General features: G+C 34.9%; 15 protein-coding genes and 1 pseudogene. 4 read left to right on the top strand and 12 right to left on the bottom strand.

Translation table 11 applies throughout. From position 1 onward, the window contains the following. Positions 1 to 42: 42 nt before the first annotated feature. Entirely contained in the window at positions 43 to 753 is a 711-nt protein-coding gene (locus tag ACFSTE_RS18700) for a LytR/AlgR family response regulator transcription factor (protein ID WP_378255037.1), read from the bottom strand. A gap of 4 nt (positions 754 to 757) precedes the next feature. Continuing rightward, positions 758 to 1,822 (bottom strand): sensor histidine kinase, encoded by a 1,065-nt coding sequence (locus ACFSTE_RS18695; RefSeq protein ID WP_378255035.1) that lies wholly within the window; start codon positions 1,820 to 1,822, stop codon positions 758 to 760. Positions 1,823 to 2,110: 288 nt separating this feature from the next. On the opposite strand from ACFSTE_RS18695, the gene ACFSTE_RS18690 reads away from it, so the two are divergent. Together ACFSTE_RS18690 and ACFSTE_RS18685 are read left to right on the top strand one after the other, a co-directional pair. Next, positions 2,111 to 2,980, top strand: coding sequence for a hypothetical protein (locus ACFSTE_RS18690; protein WP_176030149.1), 870 nt, complete (start codon positions 2,111 to 2,113; stop codon positions 2,978 to 2,980). Next, a complete protein-coding gene (locus tag ACFSTE_RS18685; protein WP_378255033.1) occupies positions 2,970 to 5,150 on the top strand; it encodes a DUF5916 domain-containing protein in 2,181 nt (726 codons plus the stop codon). The genes ACFSTE_RS18690 and ACFSTE_RS18685 overlap by 11 nt, the downstream gene beginning before the upstream one ends. Before the next feature lie 121 nt (positions 5,151 to 5,271). Here ACFSTE_RS18685 and ACFSTE_RS18680 read toward each other — a convergent pair whose 3' ends face one another. From ACFSTE_RS18680 to ACFSTE_RS18645, 8 genes and pseudogenes are all read right to left on the bottom strand, one after another. Beyond that, positions 5,272 to 5,616 carry a hypothetical protein gene (locus ACFSTE_RS18680; protein ID WP_378255032.1) on the bottom strand — a complete coding sequence of 115 codons (345 nt, stop codon included), beginning with the start codon at positions 5,614 to 5,616 and terminating at the stop codon, positions 5,272 to 5,274. A 162-nt stretch (positions 5,617 to 5,778) separates the two neighbouring features. Further along, positions 5,779 to 6,405 carry an SGNH/GDSL hydrolase family protein gene (locus ACFSTE_RS18675; protein ID WP_378255030.1) on the bottom strand — a complete coding sequence of 209 codons (627 nt, stop codon included), beginning with the start codon at positions 6,403 to 6,405 and terminating at the stop codon, positions 5,779 to 5,781. Between the two features lie 140 nt (positions 6,406 to 6,545). Further along, positions 6,546 to 8,057, bottom strand: a complete 1,512-nt coding sequence (locus tag ACFSTE_RS18670; RefSeq protein ID WP_378255028.1) for a serine hydrolase — start codon at positions 8,055 to 8,057, stop codon at positions 6,546 to 6,548. A 157-nt stretch (positions 8,058 to 8,214) separates the two neighbouring features. After that, complete coding sequence (locus tag ACFSTE_RS18665; protein WP_378255026.1) at positions 8,215 to 9,723, bottom strand: glutamate synthase-related protein; 1,509 nt, start codon at positions 9,721 to 9,723, stop codon at positions 8,215 to 8,217. A gap of 14 nt (positions 9,724 to 9,737) precedes the next feature. Then, positions 9,738 to 10,757: a pirin family protein gene (locus tag ACFSTE_RS18660; protein ID WP_378255024.1), complete on the bottom strand. Its 1,020-nt coding sequence runs from the start codon at positions 10,755 to 10,757 to the stop codon at positions 9,738 to 9,740. 82 nt (positions 10,758 to 10,839) lie between these two features. Then, positions 10,840 to 11,034, bottom strand: a pseudogene (locus tag ACFSTE_RS18655) ((4Fe-4S)-binding protein); the annotation flags it as partial. A gap of 17 nt (positions 11,035 to 11,051) precedes the next feature. Then, positions 11,052 to 11,429, bottom strand: coding sequence for a DoxX family membrane protein (locus ACFSTE_RS18650; RefSeq protein WP_378255022.1), 378 nt, complete (start codon positions 11,427 to 11,429; stop codon positions 11,052 to 11,054). 75 nt (positions 11,430 to 11,504) lie between these two features. After that, on the bottom strand, positions 11,505 to 12,044 hold the full coding sequence (locus tag ACFSTE_RS18645; protein WP_378255020.1) for a Crp/Fnr family transcriptional regulator: 540 nt from the start codon (positions 12,042 to 12,044) through the stop codon (positions 11,505 to 11,507). A gap of 238 nt (positions 12,045 to 12,282) precedes the next feature. Here ACFSTE_RS18645 and ACFSTE_RS18640 point away from each other — a divergent pair, with 238 nt between their 5' ends. After that, on the top strand, positions 12,283 to 12,696 hold the full coding sequence (locus tag ACFSTE_RS18640; protein ID WP_378255018.1) for a hypothetical protein: 414 nt from the start codon (positions 12,283 to 12,285) through the stop codon (positions 12,694 to 12,696). A gap of 685 nt (positions 12,697 to 13,381) precedes the next feature. Here ACFSTE_RS18640 and ACFSTE_RS18635 read toward each other — a convergent pair. Together ACFSTE_RS18635 and ACFSTE_RS18630 are read right to left on the bottom strand one after the other, a co-directional pair. Beyond that, entirely contained in the window at positions 13,382 to 14,113 is a 732-nt protein-coding gene (locus tag ACFSTE_RS18635; protein ID WP_176030154.1) for a LytR/AlgR family response regulator transcription factor, read from the bottom strand. Beyond that, the gene (locus ACFSTE_RS18630) at positions 14,104 to 15,162 is read right to left on the bottom strand and encodes a sensor histidine kinase (protein ID WP_176030155.1); all 1,059 of its coding nucleotides are present in this window, start codon (positions 15,160 to 15,162) and stop codon (positions 14,104 to 14,106) included. Before ACFSTE_RS18630 ends, ACFSTE_RS18635 begins: the two co-directional genes overlap by 10 nt. 232 nt (positions 15,163 to 15,394) lie before the next feature. Here ACFSTE_RS18630 and ACFSTE_RS18625 point away from each other — a divergent pair, with 232 nt between their 5' ends. Beyond that, positions 15,395 to 17,668: a GH92 family glycosyl hydrolase gene (locus ACFSTE_RS18625; protein WP_378255014.1), complete on the top strand. Its 2,274-nt coding sequence runs from the start codon at positions 15,395 to 15,397 to the stop codon at positions 17,666 to 17,668. The last annotated feature ends 166 nt before the right edge of the window (positions 17,669 to 17,834 follow it).

The following is a 17,834-nucleotide window of genomic DNA, read 5'->3' as shown; positions in this document are numbered from 1 at the left end:
CCCGTTTATTTATATTTTTTTGGCTGCATCAATAGTTTAAAACTAGCTGTTTTTGGATGCGAATTTTATTTTAACAAGCTCTCTATAACGTTCTCCAATAGGAATTTCAATCGCTCCGATTTCTATATCATATTTGGTGAAAGCTGTTATCTTATGGGTATTAACAATATAAGAACGGTGTACCCGGAGAAAATAACTGTCTAATAGTTCTTCAAAAGAGGATATACTATACTTAATAAGATGTGTTTTGTGTTCTGTTGTAATTTTAATGTAATTTTTGACACTTTCGATATACAAAATATCATCAAAAATGATTTTAACCTGTTTTCGGTTTTCAGTTACAAAAAGGTAGTTTTTATCAAGAGGTTGTCTGGGTTCATTTACGATCTCCTTTTTTCCGTTTTCGAGTATTAAAAATTTATCAATGGCTTTTAGAAAACGGGGAAATGTTATGGGCTTTACCAGGTAATCAACAGCATTTAACTCGAATCCCTCTACAGCATATTCTCTATAGGCAGTCGTAAATATTACACTGGGTTTCTGTAGGAGGTTTTTATAAAAGTCAGTACCGATCAAAACGGGCATTTCTACGTCCAGAAAGAGTAAATGTATGGGGGTTGATGTTAGTATTCTGCTCGCCTCGATAGCACTCTTGCATGAGGCGACTACTTCAAAACCTTCTATTTTAGACAGGTGATTTTCAATAAGCTGCCGTGCCAATTTTTCATCGTCAATGATTAGACATTTATACATACAATTACTGTTTTTTAAGCTTTAAATTTACAGAAAAACTGGTTGAATTTTGTTCAATCGTTAGCTCATGAGTATTCGGATATAATAAAGCGAGTTGTTGTTCAACGTTGGTTAGACCTATTGATTTTTTCTTAGCGGATACTTCGGTATTTGATACAGGTTTGGTATTAAAAACATGAAAGAGAATAGTATCTTTGTCAGACGATAAACTAATTTTTAATGTTGCTATTTCTAGTTCTTGACTTACACCATGTTTAAAAGCATTTTCTACAAATGTCAATAATAATAAAGGGGCAATCTTACTACTTTCATTGATTGAATTTTTAAAAGAGATTAAAACCCTGTCCTCATAACGTATCTGTTCCAGCGCCAGATAGTTTTCAATAAGTTCAATTTCTTTTTGGATGGGAACAAACTTCTTATCACTACCATATAATATATAATCCAGGATATCGGATAGTTTTTCGATAATTCCAGGAACTTTATCAGATTTTTCTATTGACAGGGTATACAGATTATTTAGGGTATTAAACAAAAAATGAGGGTTTAACTGATGTTTCAGCATTTTTAATTCCACTATTTTTTTCTGTTCCCTGATTTTGGACAGTTTATATTGGTTTTCATAAAAGCGTAAGGCTACCAAAAAGAATAAGGGTTGCAGGTAAAATAAGGGGAGATGAAGAAAAATAGTTTTTATATCGAACATCCGTTGCCAAAAGGTAAGATGGCCACTTTTCTCCAAAAAAGCGCTGTAACAATGAGGGTAAGCAATTTCGAGAAAAAACATTCGTACGGTAACATAGCATAAGTTGATAAAGAAAAACAGGAACACCACTGAGAGTATCAATTGAATAACATTCTTGTTTTTTTGATAATCTGGTACAATACGATATAATATGCTATAGGCTATCATGATTTGAAAAAGTACGTGAAAGGCATAGGTAACCACAATTTCCTCTGTAGTATCAAAGCGCTCTCTTGCAGATGTGGTGTAAAACAGGAAAACAATTACCCAAAACAGTATGTGTTTATAAACCGGTTTATCTAATGTTTTAAAAAAACGCTTCATATAAGAGAAATATGTTCCATAGAATCAAAGAATAATGTACCGCTGTATCTGTATCGTATAACGCTATAAAAATACAGCATTTTGTTACGATTTATTTATAAAAGTACCATAAAGTACAGAAGCATTATTGATTTGTATACGAACACGCCATCAGTGGATACAAACACGGAAAGATCAATTATAAACCCATTTTCTAAAGGTATGTATACAAGAGATACAGATTAGTCCTCTTTTATGGATTACAGTGTATTAGTGCCATAGTTTTGAATAACAAAAACAATTACACATATGAGAGTTATTCTAATTGTATTGCTATTGACAGTCTGTTCCGTATCATTAGGAATATCACAAGAAGCGGGTTTTACCAAAAGATTAAAAAAACCCAGATTGGTAAAACTATGGGAAACCGATACGGTGTTGAAAGATGTGGAATCGGCAATATATGATAGTACAAATCAGGTTATATATGCTACGAGTATCAATGGTCATTGGCTAAAAGCGAATGGAAAGGGGTTTATAAGTAAAATAGGGTTGGATGGAAACATTACATGTCATAAATGGATCGATGCTATAGAAGGACCAACAGGTACTGCTATGTATAACAATAAATTATATGTAGCGGATTTTGATACGATTTTAGAAATCGATATTAAAACAGCCACTATTACTAACAGTCATAAGATCCCGGCTACAGAACGAATTAATGATCTTACTGTTGCTGAAGACGGAACCTTGTATGGAAGCGGTACGAAAAGCGGAAAATTGATTGCTTTACAAGACAATAAAGCAACTGTTATAGCTTCTGATCTGGAATGGCCTAATGGCTTGTTGTACGAAAAAGACAAGCTACTGATTGGTTTAGGAGATAATACTGTAATCGATTATAATGTAAAGACAAACAGCTCTAACGTACTGACCAAAGATATTTCGAATCCCGACGGAATTGTAGCAATTGGAAATGGAGACTATTTGATTTCAAGCTGGCAAGGGATGATTTATTATGTTACCAGTAACGGAGATAAAATCCTGTTGCTAGATACCGTAGAAAAGAAAGAAAATGCTGCTGATATCACATATATTCCTTCATTGAGGATGGTATTAGTACCAGCAATGTTACAACATAAATTAATCGCTTATACCCTGATCGATGAAGACTAAAATATACATATCTTTACTGCTTGGCAATTTTTATTTCTGTGGAATTTCTCAACAAAAAGCCATTCCTTTTATTGAACAAGCTGCAAAAATAGATGGGGCTTTAAACGAGTCAGTATGGAAACAAGCAGCGTTATTTACGGAGTTTAATAATTATTACCCAAATGATGAGGGCAAGGCAGATCACATTACTACAGTCAGAGGGTATCACGATCGCAAAAATTTGTATATAGGAGTTGAATATTACGATACGAACGCTCACAATAAAATTAGTACCTTAAAGCGAGATAATCACGGAGATGCCGTCGTCAGCAGTGATGCTTTTGGAATAATTCTAGATCCTTTCAATACAGAAAACAACGGGTATTATTTTACCTTAAATGCAGCCAACACACAGGTAGATGCGTTGATAGAGTTTAATGGAACTGATTATAGTTTTAATGAAAGCTGGAATGCAGTTTGGAAATCTGAAACGGCGGTAGAAGGAACTAAAAAAATATACGAAATAGAGATTCCTTTTAAGGCACTAAATTTTGATGTGGATAATACTACCTGGGGGGTTCAATTTTTTTACCGGGATTTTAAAACGAATCAGTGGATGACCTATACGGATATGCCTCGTAACTTTTTTCAGTTTGATTTGCGTTTTACAGCAGATGTACTAATGGAGCAGCTTCCAAAAGCAACAATATCCAGGTTTATGTTTGTGCCATCAGGCACATATAGCTATCAGAAAGATATTACTACTCATACAGATAAATCAAACTTCAAACCCAGCCTGGATGCGCAATACAATCTAACTTCGTCCCTGCGGTTAGATGCGACTATAAATCCGGATTTTTCGCAGATAGATGTTGATCAGCAGGTGGTGAACTTAACCCGTTTTGCGATTAATTTTCCCGAGCGAAGGAATTTCTTTTTAGAAAACAGTGATTTATTTAATAATCTGGGAACATTTGATGTCAATCCATTTTATTCAAGAAGGATAGGAGGAACCACCGATATGCAATTTGGAGTAAAACTTTCAGGAAATATAACTCCTGATACTCGTATAGGAATACTAAATGCACAAACCGAAAAAAGCACAGATCATGAAGCACAAAATTATGCTGTTTTTGTAGCCCGGAAAAAGCTGTCCCGCGATTTTACAACTACTGCGTATTGGGTAAACAGACAACAGACAGATAGATTTGATATACTCAATACCTATAATAGGGTATTGGGAGTGAACCTGAATTACAGATCAAAAAATAAGCTGTGGTCTGCACAAACAAATTATGGGAAAAGCTTTAGTAATAACATACATAATAAAAATGACTTTTTTAATATTGAAGGACAATATAATACCCGGAAAACCTATGCTAAAGCAGCCTTAAAAACGGTAGATAAAAACTTTATTACAGATGTAGGGTTTACTCCAAGACTATATAATTATGATGCTATCAAAGGAGAAGTAATTAGAGATGCTTATGTAGATTCGTATTTCGTTTTTCAAAAAAACTATTACCCGGTAACATCTGAGATAATAGATCGTTATCGATATCTTTCTGTTAGTAACGATGCGTTTTGGGATCATGAGGGGACACTTACAGAGATGACTACAGTTATAGGAAATTCAGTTTGGTTCAAAAAGAACCTGTCCTCATTATATCTCAATGTATCACATGGGTATTTTAACCTTACGTATGGTTTTGATATCTTGAATAATGGCAATCCAATTCTACCGGGTGTTTATAACACTCTTGATATAAAGACCGGCTATAACAACCGGTTTAGTAATCAAAATTTTTATTACGAAGCAGCACTTTTTTATGGAGGCTATTTCAATGGTAAAAGGAGGGGAATGGAGACGGCTTTGGGATATCGGCTATTGCCGTTTGCACAGTTCAATATCAATTATTCTCTGAATCATATCGATCTGGAAGCTCTTGGAAATGCAGTGTTTCATTTAGCGCGTTTTACGGGAGAAGTGTTTCTTAATAATCGTATAAACTGGACTACCTATGTACAATACAATACGCAACTTAATAGTTTTAATATCAATAGTCGATTACAATGGGAGTATCGTCCTTTATCCTATTTGTATTTAGTTGCTACGGATAATTTTAACAAACAAATAGCACGTACCAATTGGGGAGTAGCAATAAAGGCTAATTATCGATTCGATCTATAGGCAACCTTCGCATCCGGGTATATTCTTTTGGAATTGTGCAGGTATTTGAGGTGTAACTAGTAGTAGAATATATTTTATGAGTTTGTTTTAATTGTACATACTGCCATAGCAAGGGGATGAATCAACGTGAGATTACTTCAGTATAACTGCTTAATAAGACAACCTCATGTTCAAGACCAAGTCCAATATCTGTAATTTCCCCATCGTGTTTCCATGTTAATTCATAAAATCCAGCGGTAAACACAATCGTTAGATGTAGTGTAGGGGAGGTATTGCCATCAGTACTGTGATATATTATTTCGAAGGTTCCTTCAAATTTTTTGCTTTCATTTACAGGGGTTAATCTTTTTCCGATACCAAGTCCTTGTTCAGTGCTGTCATTTTTTTTAGATACCCACCGAGCTTCAATACCATGATTTGTCAGGGTGTATACTACACATCCGAGGTTTACATTTATTGTATTCATTTTGCAGTAAATTATGATACAGCGGATTTATAATTTCCTAAAAAAGGAGTACAACCATTTGAAATATGCTGCTTCCTAATTTTTTTTAAAAACGGGGTGTCCAAAAATACAAGAATCATTTGATACCCCAACTGGTAGCATGTGTACTATAGTACGCAGTTTTTATTGAGGGAATAAGGTGTCTACAATTACTTTGGCAGCAATTTTACTTCCTCTTAATGAAGGGTGAAAGCCATCAGGACCGTAGTATTCTCTGCGCTTGGTATCATCAATATATGCTTTCCATACAGCACCAACAGGAAGTAGGATCGAATTGTTGGTGGTAGCCCCTTCTTTATAATTCTCAATAACCGCCTCAAAAGTATGATAGTATGTCAAAGAAGGCCAGACAGTAAAGTAACATAGCTTTGACTCATTTGTATCACATAATGTTTTATATTTTTTTCCATAATCAATAAGCATTTTTCTTCCGTTACTTCGAGAAGAGGGACCTTGCTGAATAATTACAAAGTTATACTTCCTGTTAGTAATTAGTCGCTGGATTTGTTTGTCATTCCAATGGTCCTCGATTGAATAATTCGGATAAGCAACCATCTTTGTTTTGATACGGATTCCTTTTTGTTTACCGTACTTCTTTACTAATTGAGGCAAATTGTTTGTATAAGTAAGGCTATTTCCGATAAATAATATCGTATAGGAAGAAGTCGCATTGTGGTTTTCAGATTGCCCATAGATATTAGAATGAGTGCTTAATACTACTGCGAGAAACAAAAAGAATAATTTTTGCATATATAGGGTATTAATGGTTACTATCAGTGCGTATAGGTAGTAAAGTGTTATAAAATGTTACGAAGTATGAAGGTTTATTTTGTGTTAATTATTTTTTAAGAATAGGGTATTTGGTCTTTACAACATCGTTTGTCATAAAATTATTCAAGATTCCTTCGTACAATTTCAGCTCCGGTCTCACCAAAATATTCAGATATGATCTTTTGCCATAAGACCATTCCATTTTCAGAATTGGAAAATAATACAAGACCGTCTTTAGAGTTTTTGAAAAGGATAGCTATTGTTTTGGTACCATAATCCCCTCCGGTATGCATAACTGCAGTTTCATGCTGAGGTAAATCAGGAAGCAGTTGCATTCCTAGACCCCATTCAATCCCATCTTTTTCATGTGCGTGTGGTTTTAGAAATTCGTTGTATAGCGCAGCTGATAAACCAGCTCCTTTTGAAACGTACACCAAAAACTTAGAATAATCTTCTACTGTTGTTAGTAAATTAGCAGCAGCATTGGCATGTGTATACTTTTCATAGGGTATAGGTTTCCCATATTCATCATGTTCAGCAGCATACATATTTTCATCGACAGCATTGGACCAATAGAAATGAGTGGTATGCATACCTATTGGGTCAAATAATACTTTCTGAGCAATTTCCTCAAATGGTTGTTGAAATTTCTTTTCTATGGCTTTTCGCAAATATTCAAATCCTTCTCCGGCGTATTGCCATTTTGTACCAGGCTCAAATTGAAAAGATAATTGCTTACTATCAGTTAAATATCTCCAATTCGGAAAACCTGATTGATGCGCTAAAATATGTCTTGTTGTTAGTGTATTCAGGTACTTACTCGTTCTGATATCATCATCTATATAATAAGTGGCAACGGGGCTATCTAAACTCCACTTTCCCTGATCAATTAATTGTAAAACAACAAAAGCGGTAATCGGTTTGGTCAAGGAGGCTACTTTATAAATACTGTGATTAGAAATTGCTTGATGCCGTTTTTGATTACCAAATGCTCGTATCTGTTGGATTTTTCCATTTTTTATAACTCCCAGTGCTATGGATGGAATTTTATGTTTTTCTAATAAGCGCTCAATTTCTTTATCACTGTCAAAAAGAGGATATACATAATCGGCAGTAAATTTTGATCCATACTCTTTTACAGGAGGTTTATGTTCGTAACTTATTATTCGCTTTACCTTCCATTGTTCGTTTTCTAAAATCCAGGTATGAATAAACCTTCCTCGCTCAGTAGCATACAGTTTTTTATTAGGTTCTTTGATGTAAAAAATATGATCACCAGTTTGTACGGCACCGTATATTTCTCCATTATTTTTTAGTGGAAATACATTGAGTGTTTCAGAAACTAATTTTCTGATAGGTTTGAAATTTGGATTCGAACAAATACTACTTGTAAACGATTTGTAAAATTGCTCTAAGTTTTGAGCCCCGTTCTGATCGTGAAAAAAATCTAAATCCTTATGAAGTACTTTTTCTAAAGCAAGATAATTACAGGTATTAAACCCTTCTTCGAATAGCAAGCTATCAGCTTTTTTAAGTGCTATAAACAAAGGGCTGTCATTAGCTACTTGTGCGGCACTATTTTTTATTCCTAGTATTAATGCGATTGCAAAAAATAAAGTGGATGTTTTCATTGTCAATTTTAATTAATATCTGAGGTTTCAAATCTCGAAATACCAATTAAAAAAACACAGATTTATCACCTGACAATTAAATGACAGTTTCCTGACACAGTGTTTATGTATTTGATAATTAGTTGTTAAGAAATAAGAAGTATAGCGTTTCGAAGCTTTATTTCATTCCTGCAAATCTAATACCGGTTAATTCGGCCATATCTTTTTTCCATGTGGTAATATCTTTTTGATTAAATTGATTTAAGTGATCATGACCACATGCGCGTGCCATAACTTTCATAAGTTCAGTAGATGCAGAGAAAAAATTAAATAGTTGTTTTGCAGATGTATCAATATTTAAGAGCTTTCTTAATTCGGGTTTTTGTGTAGCAACGCCAGCTGGACAGTTATTGGTATTACATATTCTTGCAGCGACACAACCGATAGATTGTAATGCGGCGTTCGATAATGCAATTCCATCAGCCCCTAAAGCCATTGCTTTAATAAAATCATCAGGAACACGAATACCTCCTGTAATAATTAAGGTTACATCTCCTCGGTTTACAGTATCTAAATAATACCTGGCTCTGGCTAAAGCCGGTATCGTAGGAACTGATATATTATTTCTAAATATGAGAGGAGCGGCTCCTGTTCCACCACCTCTTCCATCAAGAATGATGTAATCAGCACTAGCATCCAGGGCAAATTGGATATCTTCTTCTATATGATTAGCAGAGAGTTTGAAACCAATTGGTATACCTCCAGTAACTTCACGGACTTTGTCGGCAAAATTTTTATAATCTTCGGCAGTATGCAGATCATCAAATGTAGGAGGAGAAACAGCAGGTGTCCCTTCTTCTAGATTTCGTACTTGAGCGATTTTGCCAATTACTTTATTCCCTGATAAGTGACCTCCAGTTCCAGTTTTTGCTCCTTGCCCTCCTTTAAAGTGAAATGCTTGTACGCGTTTTAATTTTTCCCATTCAAATCCAAATTTAGCAGAAGCATATTCATAAAAATATTTACTATTTGCTGCCTGTTCTTCGTCTAACATTCCTCCCTCTCCGGAACAAATCCCTGTTCCAGCTAACTCAGCTCCTTTTGCTAATGAGATTTTAGCCTCTTCTGATAACGCTCCAAAACTCATATCAGAAACAAATAATGGGATGGCTAATTTCAAAGGTTTTTTTGCATTAGGTCCCAGTATTAATTCTGATTTTACAGGAACCTCTTCCATTAATGGCTTAGTTGCTATTTGAGCTGCTAAAATCTGTATGTCATTCCATTTGGGTAATTCAGGAATTGGAACTCCCATAGCACCCATTTCTCCGTGATGTCCTGTCTTGGATAATCCATCTTTAGCAAGTGCTTTAATATACGCAAGTGTCGGTTCCTCTTTTGTAGAGCCAACAGTTGTTGCCGAAACAGAAGTACTATTATTGTCTTCTTTTAATTTAGCATGGGTTCCATCACAATATGGAGCATTTTCGGAATGTTTACACATACATAAATAGGCATCTCCTGTTTCTTTTGCAACAAATTTTTTTGGAATAAAATCTGTAGTTCTATGAGAACCGTCGCAATATGGTTGATTGTTACTTAATCCACATGCACACCAGTATTGCTCTTCTCCTTTTACAAGAGTTATTTTTATCGGTTTTTTATCAGCTATTCTTGGTTTATTCATCTTATTCGTTAGTTTTATTTGATTTCTTCTATTCCATTACTATGCAGTGCGAACCGTCCTTTATTTCTAGGATGTACAACCTCCGTATCTGGCCAGGGCCATCCTCCAAAATGAGTTTCTCCATAATCTTTCATAGCTTGTATTATTTCTTCTTGTGTATTCATTACAAAAGGACCATGTTGTACTACAGGCTCTTCAATAGGTTTTCCCTCAAGGATTAGAAAATATGCATCTTGAGAACCATTTTGAATCGTAATATTCTCATGAGCTTTAAGTTCAATAATGTTGTTATGCAAAATTGTTTGCGTTTCAATTTTTATATGATCGCCTTTGTAAAAGAAAATAGATCGATTGGCTTGGTCACTTGTTTTTGGTAATATCCAGTTAGCATTCGCTTCCATTGATACGGTGTATACCCCAATGGCATTTTTCGAATCTGAAGCCCAAGAATCTGGAGTTGGTTCTAAAGCAGAAACGTTATTTATTTTACCAGCGATTACTTGAATTGAAGTTAATCTACCAGATTGATCTGTATGTTTAATAACCGGAATATCTTCATTCCAGAGCATTTTATAATGTGGCTCAACCATTTTAGAAGCTTTTGGTAGATTGAGCCAGATCTGAAAAATTTCTAATGGATTTCTTTTTTCTGTATTGATTAGCGGAAACATTTCGGAATGCTGTATTCCTCTTCCCGCGGTCATCCATTGAACATCTCCCGCCATAAAACGACCAGCGCCGCCTAAAGAATCAGAGTGATCTACAACCCCTTCTTTATTAATGGTTATTGTTTCAAAACCTCTATGAGGATGGTATGGAAATCCTGGAATATTAGCTCCATGATACATTCTCCAACCATCTCTACGGGTAAAATCACTACCGGTATTTCTCCCCTTGAGTTGTTCAAAATCGACTCCCATGGAAGCATTCCCTTTGGGATATTCATCTCTGTGATACGCGCAAAATAAAAATGGGTCTTGTGTTTCCCATGGAAAACCTAATGGTTTTATATGTTTAATTACAGATGTACTCATTTGAGTTGTTTTTTATGGGATCTAATTTTAATACAATTAAGATTCCGATTGTTATTATTTAAATATTCTAGTCGGCAAGGCACTATTTATATTTTTTATTCAGATAAAATGATAAAGTATCAGAAGGGCATTGAGAAATTTGATTTGTAAGTTCTTTTGTAGAAGCATTTTCAATAGCAATCCATGTAGTTGCTTTCGGATCATACACTTGTGGTAAAGTTTTAACACATATAGCCGCGTGTTGACATAGTTCAGGGAGGCATTTTATGGTGATTTTACCGTTTGAATATTATATTACTTAGCTTTAAATAAAGAAGCATAAGATTCTTTATTAGCGAATAATAAAAAGACGTTCATTACCGAAGCAAAAAAGGCTCCACCAATTCCTACAGGATCTAAGAAAAGATGAAATAAAAAGGCATTTACTATTATGGGAAATACCATAACCAAAACCAATGGTTGGTACCTATTAATAAGTAACATAATGCCTCCAATGACTTCAATAAGAGCAACTATGATCAATAGATAACCACTGTTAACCAAAGCGTTCATAAATTCATTGGCGGCTTCAGGCATGGCAGGCATTGGCATAAATTGAAGAAATTTATTGAGACCAAAAATGACTAACATAAACCCTAATAAGATTCGAATAACTAACTGTGCTTTTTTCATTTGTATTAAATTTTATGTACTACAAAAATCAGCACAAATAAATCCCTATGCATTCACCTAGATGAAGAAATGAATTTATTTCACACGGCTAAGTTTATTCCTTATTGTACTGAGGGTTTGCGGCATAATACCTAAATAAGAAGCAATCATTTTTTGAGGAACACGGTTAGGCAGTTCAGGATACGTATCTAAAAAATATGTATAGCGATCAATGGCAGAAGAACTCATAAGCATTATTACTCTTCTTTGCAGAACAGCAATTCGCCTTGCCATTAAATGAATATTTGTTTTTAACTGACGCTCACTTAATTCGGAAACAGAAAAACATTTTCTATCGAATATTAATACCTCAGAATCTTCTAAACAGTCTATAAATAATTCCGCAGGATTGTTAAACTCTTGTGATTCTATATCTGCTATTATCCAACCTTCTGAGGCAAACATAAAAATATGTTCTTTTCCTTTTTCGTCAATAGAATAACTCCTCAATAATCCTTTTTTTACAAAAAATGCCATGGAAGTTAATTCTCCTTGTCGTTGAAGAATTTCCCCTTTGCTTATATTCTTGATTTTAGCTTTTGAATCAAGAGTTAATATCTCGTTAATACTTTCCATCTATAGAAATCTGATGCTTAAAGATATAAATTAAAATCGAAGTAGCGGGAGGTAGTTCTGCCAGCTTGAGTTTTGGAGTTATGATTTAAAAACAATACTTCTAATTTCAAAAAACAAGAGAAAAAACCTATTGTCATCGATCCTTAAATTGTTCAAATTTGATAATACTTTAATAAGTATAACGAGGTGGAACCCGAAAAACCCTTATTTAAAAGAGTAGGGAATAAGCAATAAACCTATGATCGTTTTAGAAGAAAATCCTGATATTATTTGGGAAGAAAGAACTAGTAAAAATGGAAAAAAGTATCATATCGGATACCATAAAAATGCAGAAATATTAGAAGGTGCATCATCAGATAAAACTCCTTTCAGTATTGAAGTCTATTGGCCTGCAACAGATAATGATAATTGGATTGTTCAAGACAGTTCTTTTATTGCCACAACTGGTATTTCAAGATATAGTTTAAACAAAGATCGCCCTTGGTACAAGGTATACAAAAAGATACTGAATTTTACTTGTCAGGTTCATTATGATTATTATTTTACAGATGAGACCGGGGATATATATGAATGTAATGTTTTCAGAAATGGAAACCACTATGTACAATATAACTCTGACAAGCCTAATATAATACATGTAAAAGGAAGTTAAGAGATAGTGTAATTAAAATAAACTAAAAGTGAAATAGAATAATAGATGGGATAATTTTTTGTTTTAAGTTATAATAAATCTGATTTAATATAATCTTTACATAACTTTATGTAGGCTGTTTTTTTATCTCTTCAAAACCATTAAAAAAGCACTTTAAAAGTGCTTTTTTTAGCCTTAAAAATGGAGCTAAAATTCATTTTTCAGTAAGTCATTTCTTACTTTTTTGATGCAAAAAAAGTGACCTACATCAATTGACCAGGTGTTGTACAATAAAAAAAAGTGAACTGAGTCCAATTTTTTTTTGTTCTAGAGCAAATGAAAGTTTACTCTTAGAAGAAATTTGCCTTTTTTAGGCAAAAAAAGCCCCAAACAGAGGGTTACTCAGTTTGAGGATGAACGGGATTTTCCGTTTTTTATACGATAATAGTCATTCGTTTAGACATACCACTGTTCCATAAAGACCCGGATTAAACATAACAGTTCCTTCAAGTGTATACACAGCAGTATTGTGAGACACGCTAGCAATAGATATCTCAGCAAATGAAAACGGTTTTTTTATGGAAGTATATAAATACATGACAATCAATTTTTATATACGATAGTACAAATAGCGTTCCAAAGTACAGGTTTTTATATGTAAGTAATTGTTATATAGTTGATTGTGGGTGTTTTTTTTGTGTTTTTGTCAAGGAGTATTACTGGACCCGTTAATTATAAACTCTTTTACTTCGTTGATATAACTTCGACCAATAGGATATCGCACTCCTTCAATTTCGATACTATTGCCCTCAATAACATCTACTTTATCTACTGAGATCGTATAAGAACGGTGGATTCGGATAAATTTTTCCCGGGGCAGTTCCTGTGTAAAACTCGTTAATGTTTGGTGTATAATATGTTTTTCATCGGTAGCTGTGATAATTCTGATATAATCTTTTAGGCTTTCAATGACCAGGATTTCATCCAGGTAGATTTTCTTCATCTTTTTCTTTGTCACTTTTACAAAAATAAAAGGACGTTCATTGATTGTAATTCCTCCGACCTCGTGTTGACTGAGTAAAGAAGCAGTTTTCAAGGCTTTGTTTGCAGCAATAATAAATCTGGAAAATGAAATGGGTTTTACCAGATAATCCAATACCTCCAGTTCAAAACTTTCTACGGCATATTCCTCATAGGCGCTGGTAATAATAACCAAAGGACGAAAAGGGAGACTTTTGAGCAGGCTCAACCCATCGAGTAAAGGCATATTAATATCCAGAAAAATTAAATCTACAGGATGTTCTTTGATAAAATTCATCCCCTCGATGGCATTGGTAAAGGTACCAGTAATCTGGATTCCCTTAGTCTGTAAGGCGTAATTTTTTATGACATCTATCGCCAGTGTTTCGTCATCAATAACAACACTTTTTAATTCCATACTACTTTTATTTTTAATTCCACAACGTATAATTTTTCCCCTTTGTTGATGGTGAGTTCATATTCATCTTCCTGATATCCTAAGGAAAGTCGTTTGCTGACATTTCCTAAGCCGACTCCTCCCGAAGTCGCACTAATGGTATTGTTATTTTCTTTGGCAGGCATAGGATTAGAAATGCTGAAATACAAAAAGTCTCCTACGACCTTAAAACTAATATGAATATCGATAATGCCTACATTTTTATTGGCGCCATGTTTAAAGGCATTTTCTACAAAGGATAAGAGTAGCATTGGAGCAATTTCCTTATCCTCAATATCTCCCGAAATATCCATATGAATACGAAGGAGTTCTCCATATCGGATACGCTCGAGATCCAGATAGTTTTGCAGACATAAAATCTCCTTGTCCAATGGTTGTCTTTTTTGCTTTGTTTCATAAAGTAAATACCGCATTAATTCAGATAATCTCAGTATTGATTTGGATGCTTTTTTAGGCTTTTCAATGGTCAGCGCGTAAATATTGTTCAGGGTATTAAAAAAGAAATGAGGAGACACCTGCGTACGCAAAAATCGCAGTTCTGTTTCCAATTGTTGCTTTTCTAAACTGGCTAATTGCCGCTGTTTTTTTAACCAGTCCATAGTGATAATAATAGCGGTCACGAAAGTGATCACATATAATTCTCCAATCATCATATCCACAGCATAATTCACCGTCAGGTTATTGATAACTTCAGGACCTTCGGGCCAAACATTGGTACTTACCAGATAATAGGTCAAATTGTATTTCAAAAGAACTGATAAGAACAGAGCGGTAATAATAGTCAGCGTATATAGAATGTATTTTTTGCGATATAAAAATACGGGCATCAATATATAAATATTCAGGTAGCACAAGATCATGTGGATAGGAAATCCTATCATATTCGTTTTTAATGAATACGGATAATCATTAAAGTAGCTTCCCCATCGCACTGTATTTAATAAGAAATAAATTCCCCAAAAAATGATGTGATGACGTAAGGTAATATGTTGAAGGGATTTTATTTTCACTAGGGTTGGTTTTTAATACTAAGTAGTTATTATAATACTGTTGTCAAAAAAAGTCGCTTTTAGCTTGATTTTGCAACTAATGTAAGAAATTCAATCAAATGATTCCTTTTTGAAACATTCACCGATCTTTAGTTGTCATTGGTCTAAATTTTTTCTTTTTAGACTCTAATTTATGAATATTTATGATGATTCAGAAAAAGAAAATATAATACAATATATACGATCAGTTTGTATGAAGAACTATACAAAATGGACCTTATTGGGAATTGCAGCTATCATGCTATCATGTACTACTGATAAGGTTACTGCCCCTGTCCAATCCACAAATCATTTATCTTATGTAGATCCGTTTATCGGAACAGGAGGTCATGGTCATACCTATCCGGGGGCAACGATTCCTTTTGGGATGTTGCAAGTGAGCCCGGATAATGGAATATCCAAATGGGATTGGTGCTCGGGATATCATTATTCAGATAGCCTAGCGATAGGATTTAGTCATTTGCATCTCAGCGGTACCGGAATAGGGGATCTGGCTGATATCAGGTTGATGCCTGTTACTAAAAAAGTAGCCATTGATCAGCAAGCGAATAGCAGGGATAGTATTCCGTACAGTTCGCGTTATTCACATGAGCAGGAAGCGGCTTCTCCTGGGTATTATAAGGTGTTTCTGGAAGATCCTCAGGTGATGGCAGAATTTACAACAGATAAACGAACCGCTTATCACAGGTATACCTATAAAGAAGGAGATAAGCAGTCTGTAATTATCGATCTCGGATTTGGGATTAACTGGGATCAGACAACTGCTTCGACTATACGGGTAGTGGATAAGTATACAGTATCAGGGTATCGGCATAGTACCGGATGGGCTAAAAATCAAAAAGTGTTTTTCGTAGCGAAATTTTCAAAGTCTATTTCGGACTATGCCCTTGTTACAGATCGTACCTATGCAGTAAAAACATCAGTTGTCACAGGGAAGAAGACGACCGCTCAACTTTTTTTCAATACACTGGATAAAAAAGAACTGGAAGTAAAAGTGAGTATCTCTTCCGTCAGTGAAGCCAATGCCCTGGCTAATATGGCGAAGGACCCCATACCATTTGATTTTGAACATAAAAAATCCGAGGCAGCTGCTCAATGGAATACGCAGCTATCCAAAATAGCAGTGAGTACTTCGGTAGATTCTTTAAAAACGATTTTCTATACCGCCTTATACCATGCACAATTAGCACCGGTTCTCTTTGGAGATTCCAACGGAGAAGTACGTATGGAAAACGATAGTATCCGAAAAACGGAAGGTTTTGAAATGTATTCTACCTTTTCCTTATGGGATACATTTAGAGCAGAACACCCGTTATTAACCATCATTGCTCCGGAACGGGTTCCGGATATGATTCAGGCAATGTTGCTGTATTATAAAGAACGGGGAACACTACCCGTATGGACTTTATATGGTAATGAAACCAATACCATGACAGGCTATCACTCCATTCCTGTAATCACAGAAGCTTATATAAAAGGAATAGAAGGCTTTGATATAGAAAGAGCCTATCAAGCAATGAAAACGACAATGACACAAACCGATAGAGGGTTGGATCATTATCAACAATATAGTTATATCCCATATACACTGTTAGACGAATCAGTAACTATCACTTTAGAATACGCATACAATGATTGGTGTGTCGCTCAGTTAGCCAAAGCGCTGGGCAAGAAGGAGGACTATGCGTATTTTATGAAACGGTCACAAGCTTTTACGCATTTATTTGACCCGGAAACAGGGTTTATGAGAGGGAAATCCGAGGATGGAAATTCCTGGCATGAACCCTTCGATCCGAAGTATTCTGCTCATAGAGTTCATGCAGATTATACCGAAGGTAATGCCTGGCAACATAGTTGGTTTGTACTGCATGATGTAGAAAAGCTGATTGCACTGCATGGAGGGGAGGAAAAATTTACACAAAAGCTGGAACAGTTATTCACTGAATCCTCAGAGATTACAGGAGATAATGTGTCGGTTGATATTTCTGGTCTGATAGGACAGTATGCACATGGGAATGAACCCAGTCATCATATTGCCTATCTGTATAATTTTGCAAATAAACCCTGGAAAACCCAGTATTGGGTGCGGGAAATACTGAAAACACAGTATGATACTACCCCTGAAGGATTAAGTGGTAATGAAGACTGTGGTCAGATGTCTGCCTGGTACGTATTTAGTGCGATGGGAATATATCCTTTTAATCCGGCATCAGGGATCTATCAGATAGGAAGCCCGGTTTTTGAAAAGGTTACAATAACAGTAGATGCAGAGACATCATTTACAATTCTTGCCGATAAGGCTTCAGATAAAAATCTGTATATACAATCTGCTACACTGAATGGAATCCCCTTAAACAGGACTTATATCACACATGAAGAATTGCTCAAAGGAGGAACGTTACATTTTATAATGGGAGATACTCCTAATAAAAGCTGGGGAATTACAACAAAACAAACACCCCCATAGGGACATAAACCTCAGGAGTTAATCCTCAGGATATGTATGTGAAGTTAGGATAGGGAAGGCATTAGCAGTATATACATTCTAATGAATACATTAATAACTTCGGAGCAAATAAAAAAGAAAGGGTAAAAAAATAAATATTGGTTTCGAGACAAATCCCGGAACAAGT

This window comes from Aquimarina hainanensis (assembly GCF_042684685.1).
Taxonomy (GTDB): domain Bacteria; phylum Bacteroidota; class Bacteroidia; order Flavobacteriales; family Flavobacteriaceae; genus Aquimarina; species Aquimarina hainanensis.
The sequence above is the reverse complement of the archived record's forward strand: the minus strand, read 5'-3'. Positions and strand labels throughout refer to the sequence as shown.

Coding starts and splice junctions, on each gene's coding strand:
- ACFSTE_RS18700 (WP_378255037.1), bottom strand. CDS start 753: ATGTATAAATGTCTAATCATTGACGATGAAAAATTGGCACGGCAGCTT.
- ACFSTE_RS18695 (WP_378255035.1), bottom strand. CDS start 1,822: ATGAAGCGTTTTTTTAAAACATTAGATAAACCGGTTTATAAACACATA.
- ACFSTE_RS18690 (WP_176030149.1), top strand. CDS start 2,111: ATGAGAGTTATTCTAATTGTATTGCTATTGACAGTCTGTTCCGTATCA.
- ACFSTE_RS18685 (WP_378255033.1), top strand. CDS start 2,970: ATGAAGACTAAAATATACATATCTTTACTGCTTGGCAATTTTTATTTC.
- ACFSTE_RS18680 (WP_378255032.1), bottom strand. CDS start 5,616: ATGAATACAATAAATGTAAACCTCGGATGTGTAGTATACACCCTGACA.
- ACFSTE_RS18675 (WP_378255030.1), bottom strand. CDS start 6,405: ATGCAAAAATTATTCTTTTTGTTTCTCGCAGTAGTATTAAGCACTCAT.
- ACFSTE_RS18670 (WP_378255028.1), bottom strand. CDS start 8,057: ATGAAAACATCCACTTTATTTTTTGCAATCGCATTAATACTAGGAATA.
- ACFSTE_RS18665 (WP_378255026.1), bottom strand. CDS start 9,723: ATGAATAAACCAAGAATAGCTGATAAAAAACCGATAAAAATAACTCTT.
- ACFSTE_RS18660 (WP_378255024.1), bottom strand. CDS start 10,757: ATGAGTACATCTGTAATTAAACATATAAAACCATTAGGTTTTCCATGG.
- ACFSTE_RS18650 (WP_378255022.1), bottom strand. CDS start 11,429: ATGAAAAAAGCACAGTTAGTTATTCGAATCTTATTAGGGTTTATGTTA.
- ACFSTE_RS18645 (WP_378255020.1), bottom strand. CDS start 12,044: ATGGAAAGTATTAACGAGATATTAACTCTTGATTCAAAAGCTAAAATC.
- ACFSTE_RS18640 (WP_378255018.1), top strand. CDS start 12,283: ATGATCGTTTTAGAAGAAAATCCTGATATTATTTGGGAAGAAAGAACT.
- ACFSTE_RS18635 (WP_176030154.1), bottom strand. CDS start 14,113: ATGGAATTAAAAAGTGTTGTTATTGATGACGAAACACTGGCGATAGAT.
- ACFSTE_RS18625 (WP_378255014.1), top strand. CDS start 15,395: ATGAAGAACTATACAAAATGGACCTTATTGGGAATTGCAGCTATCATG.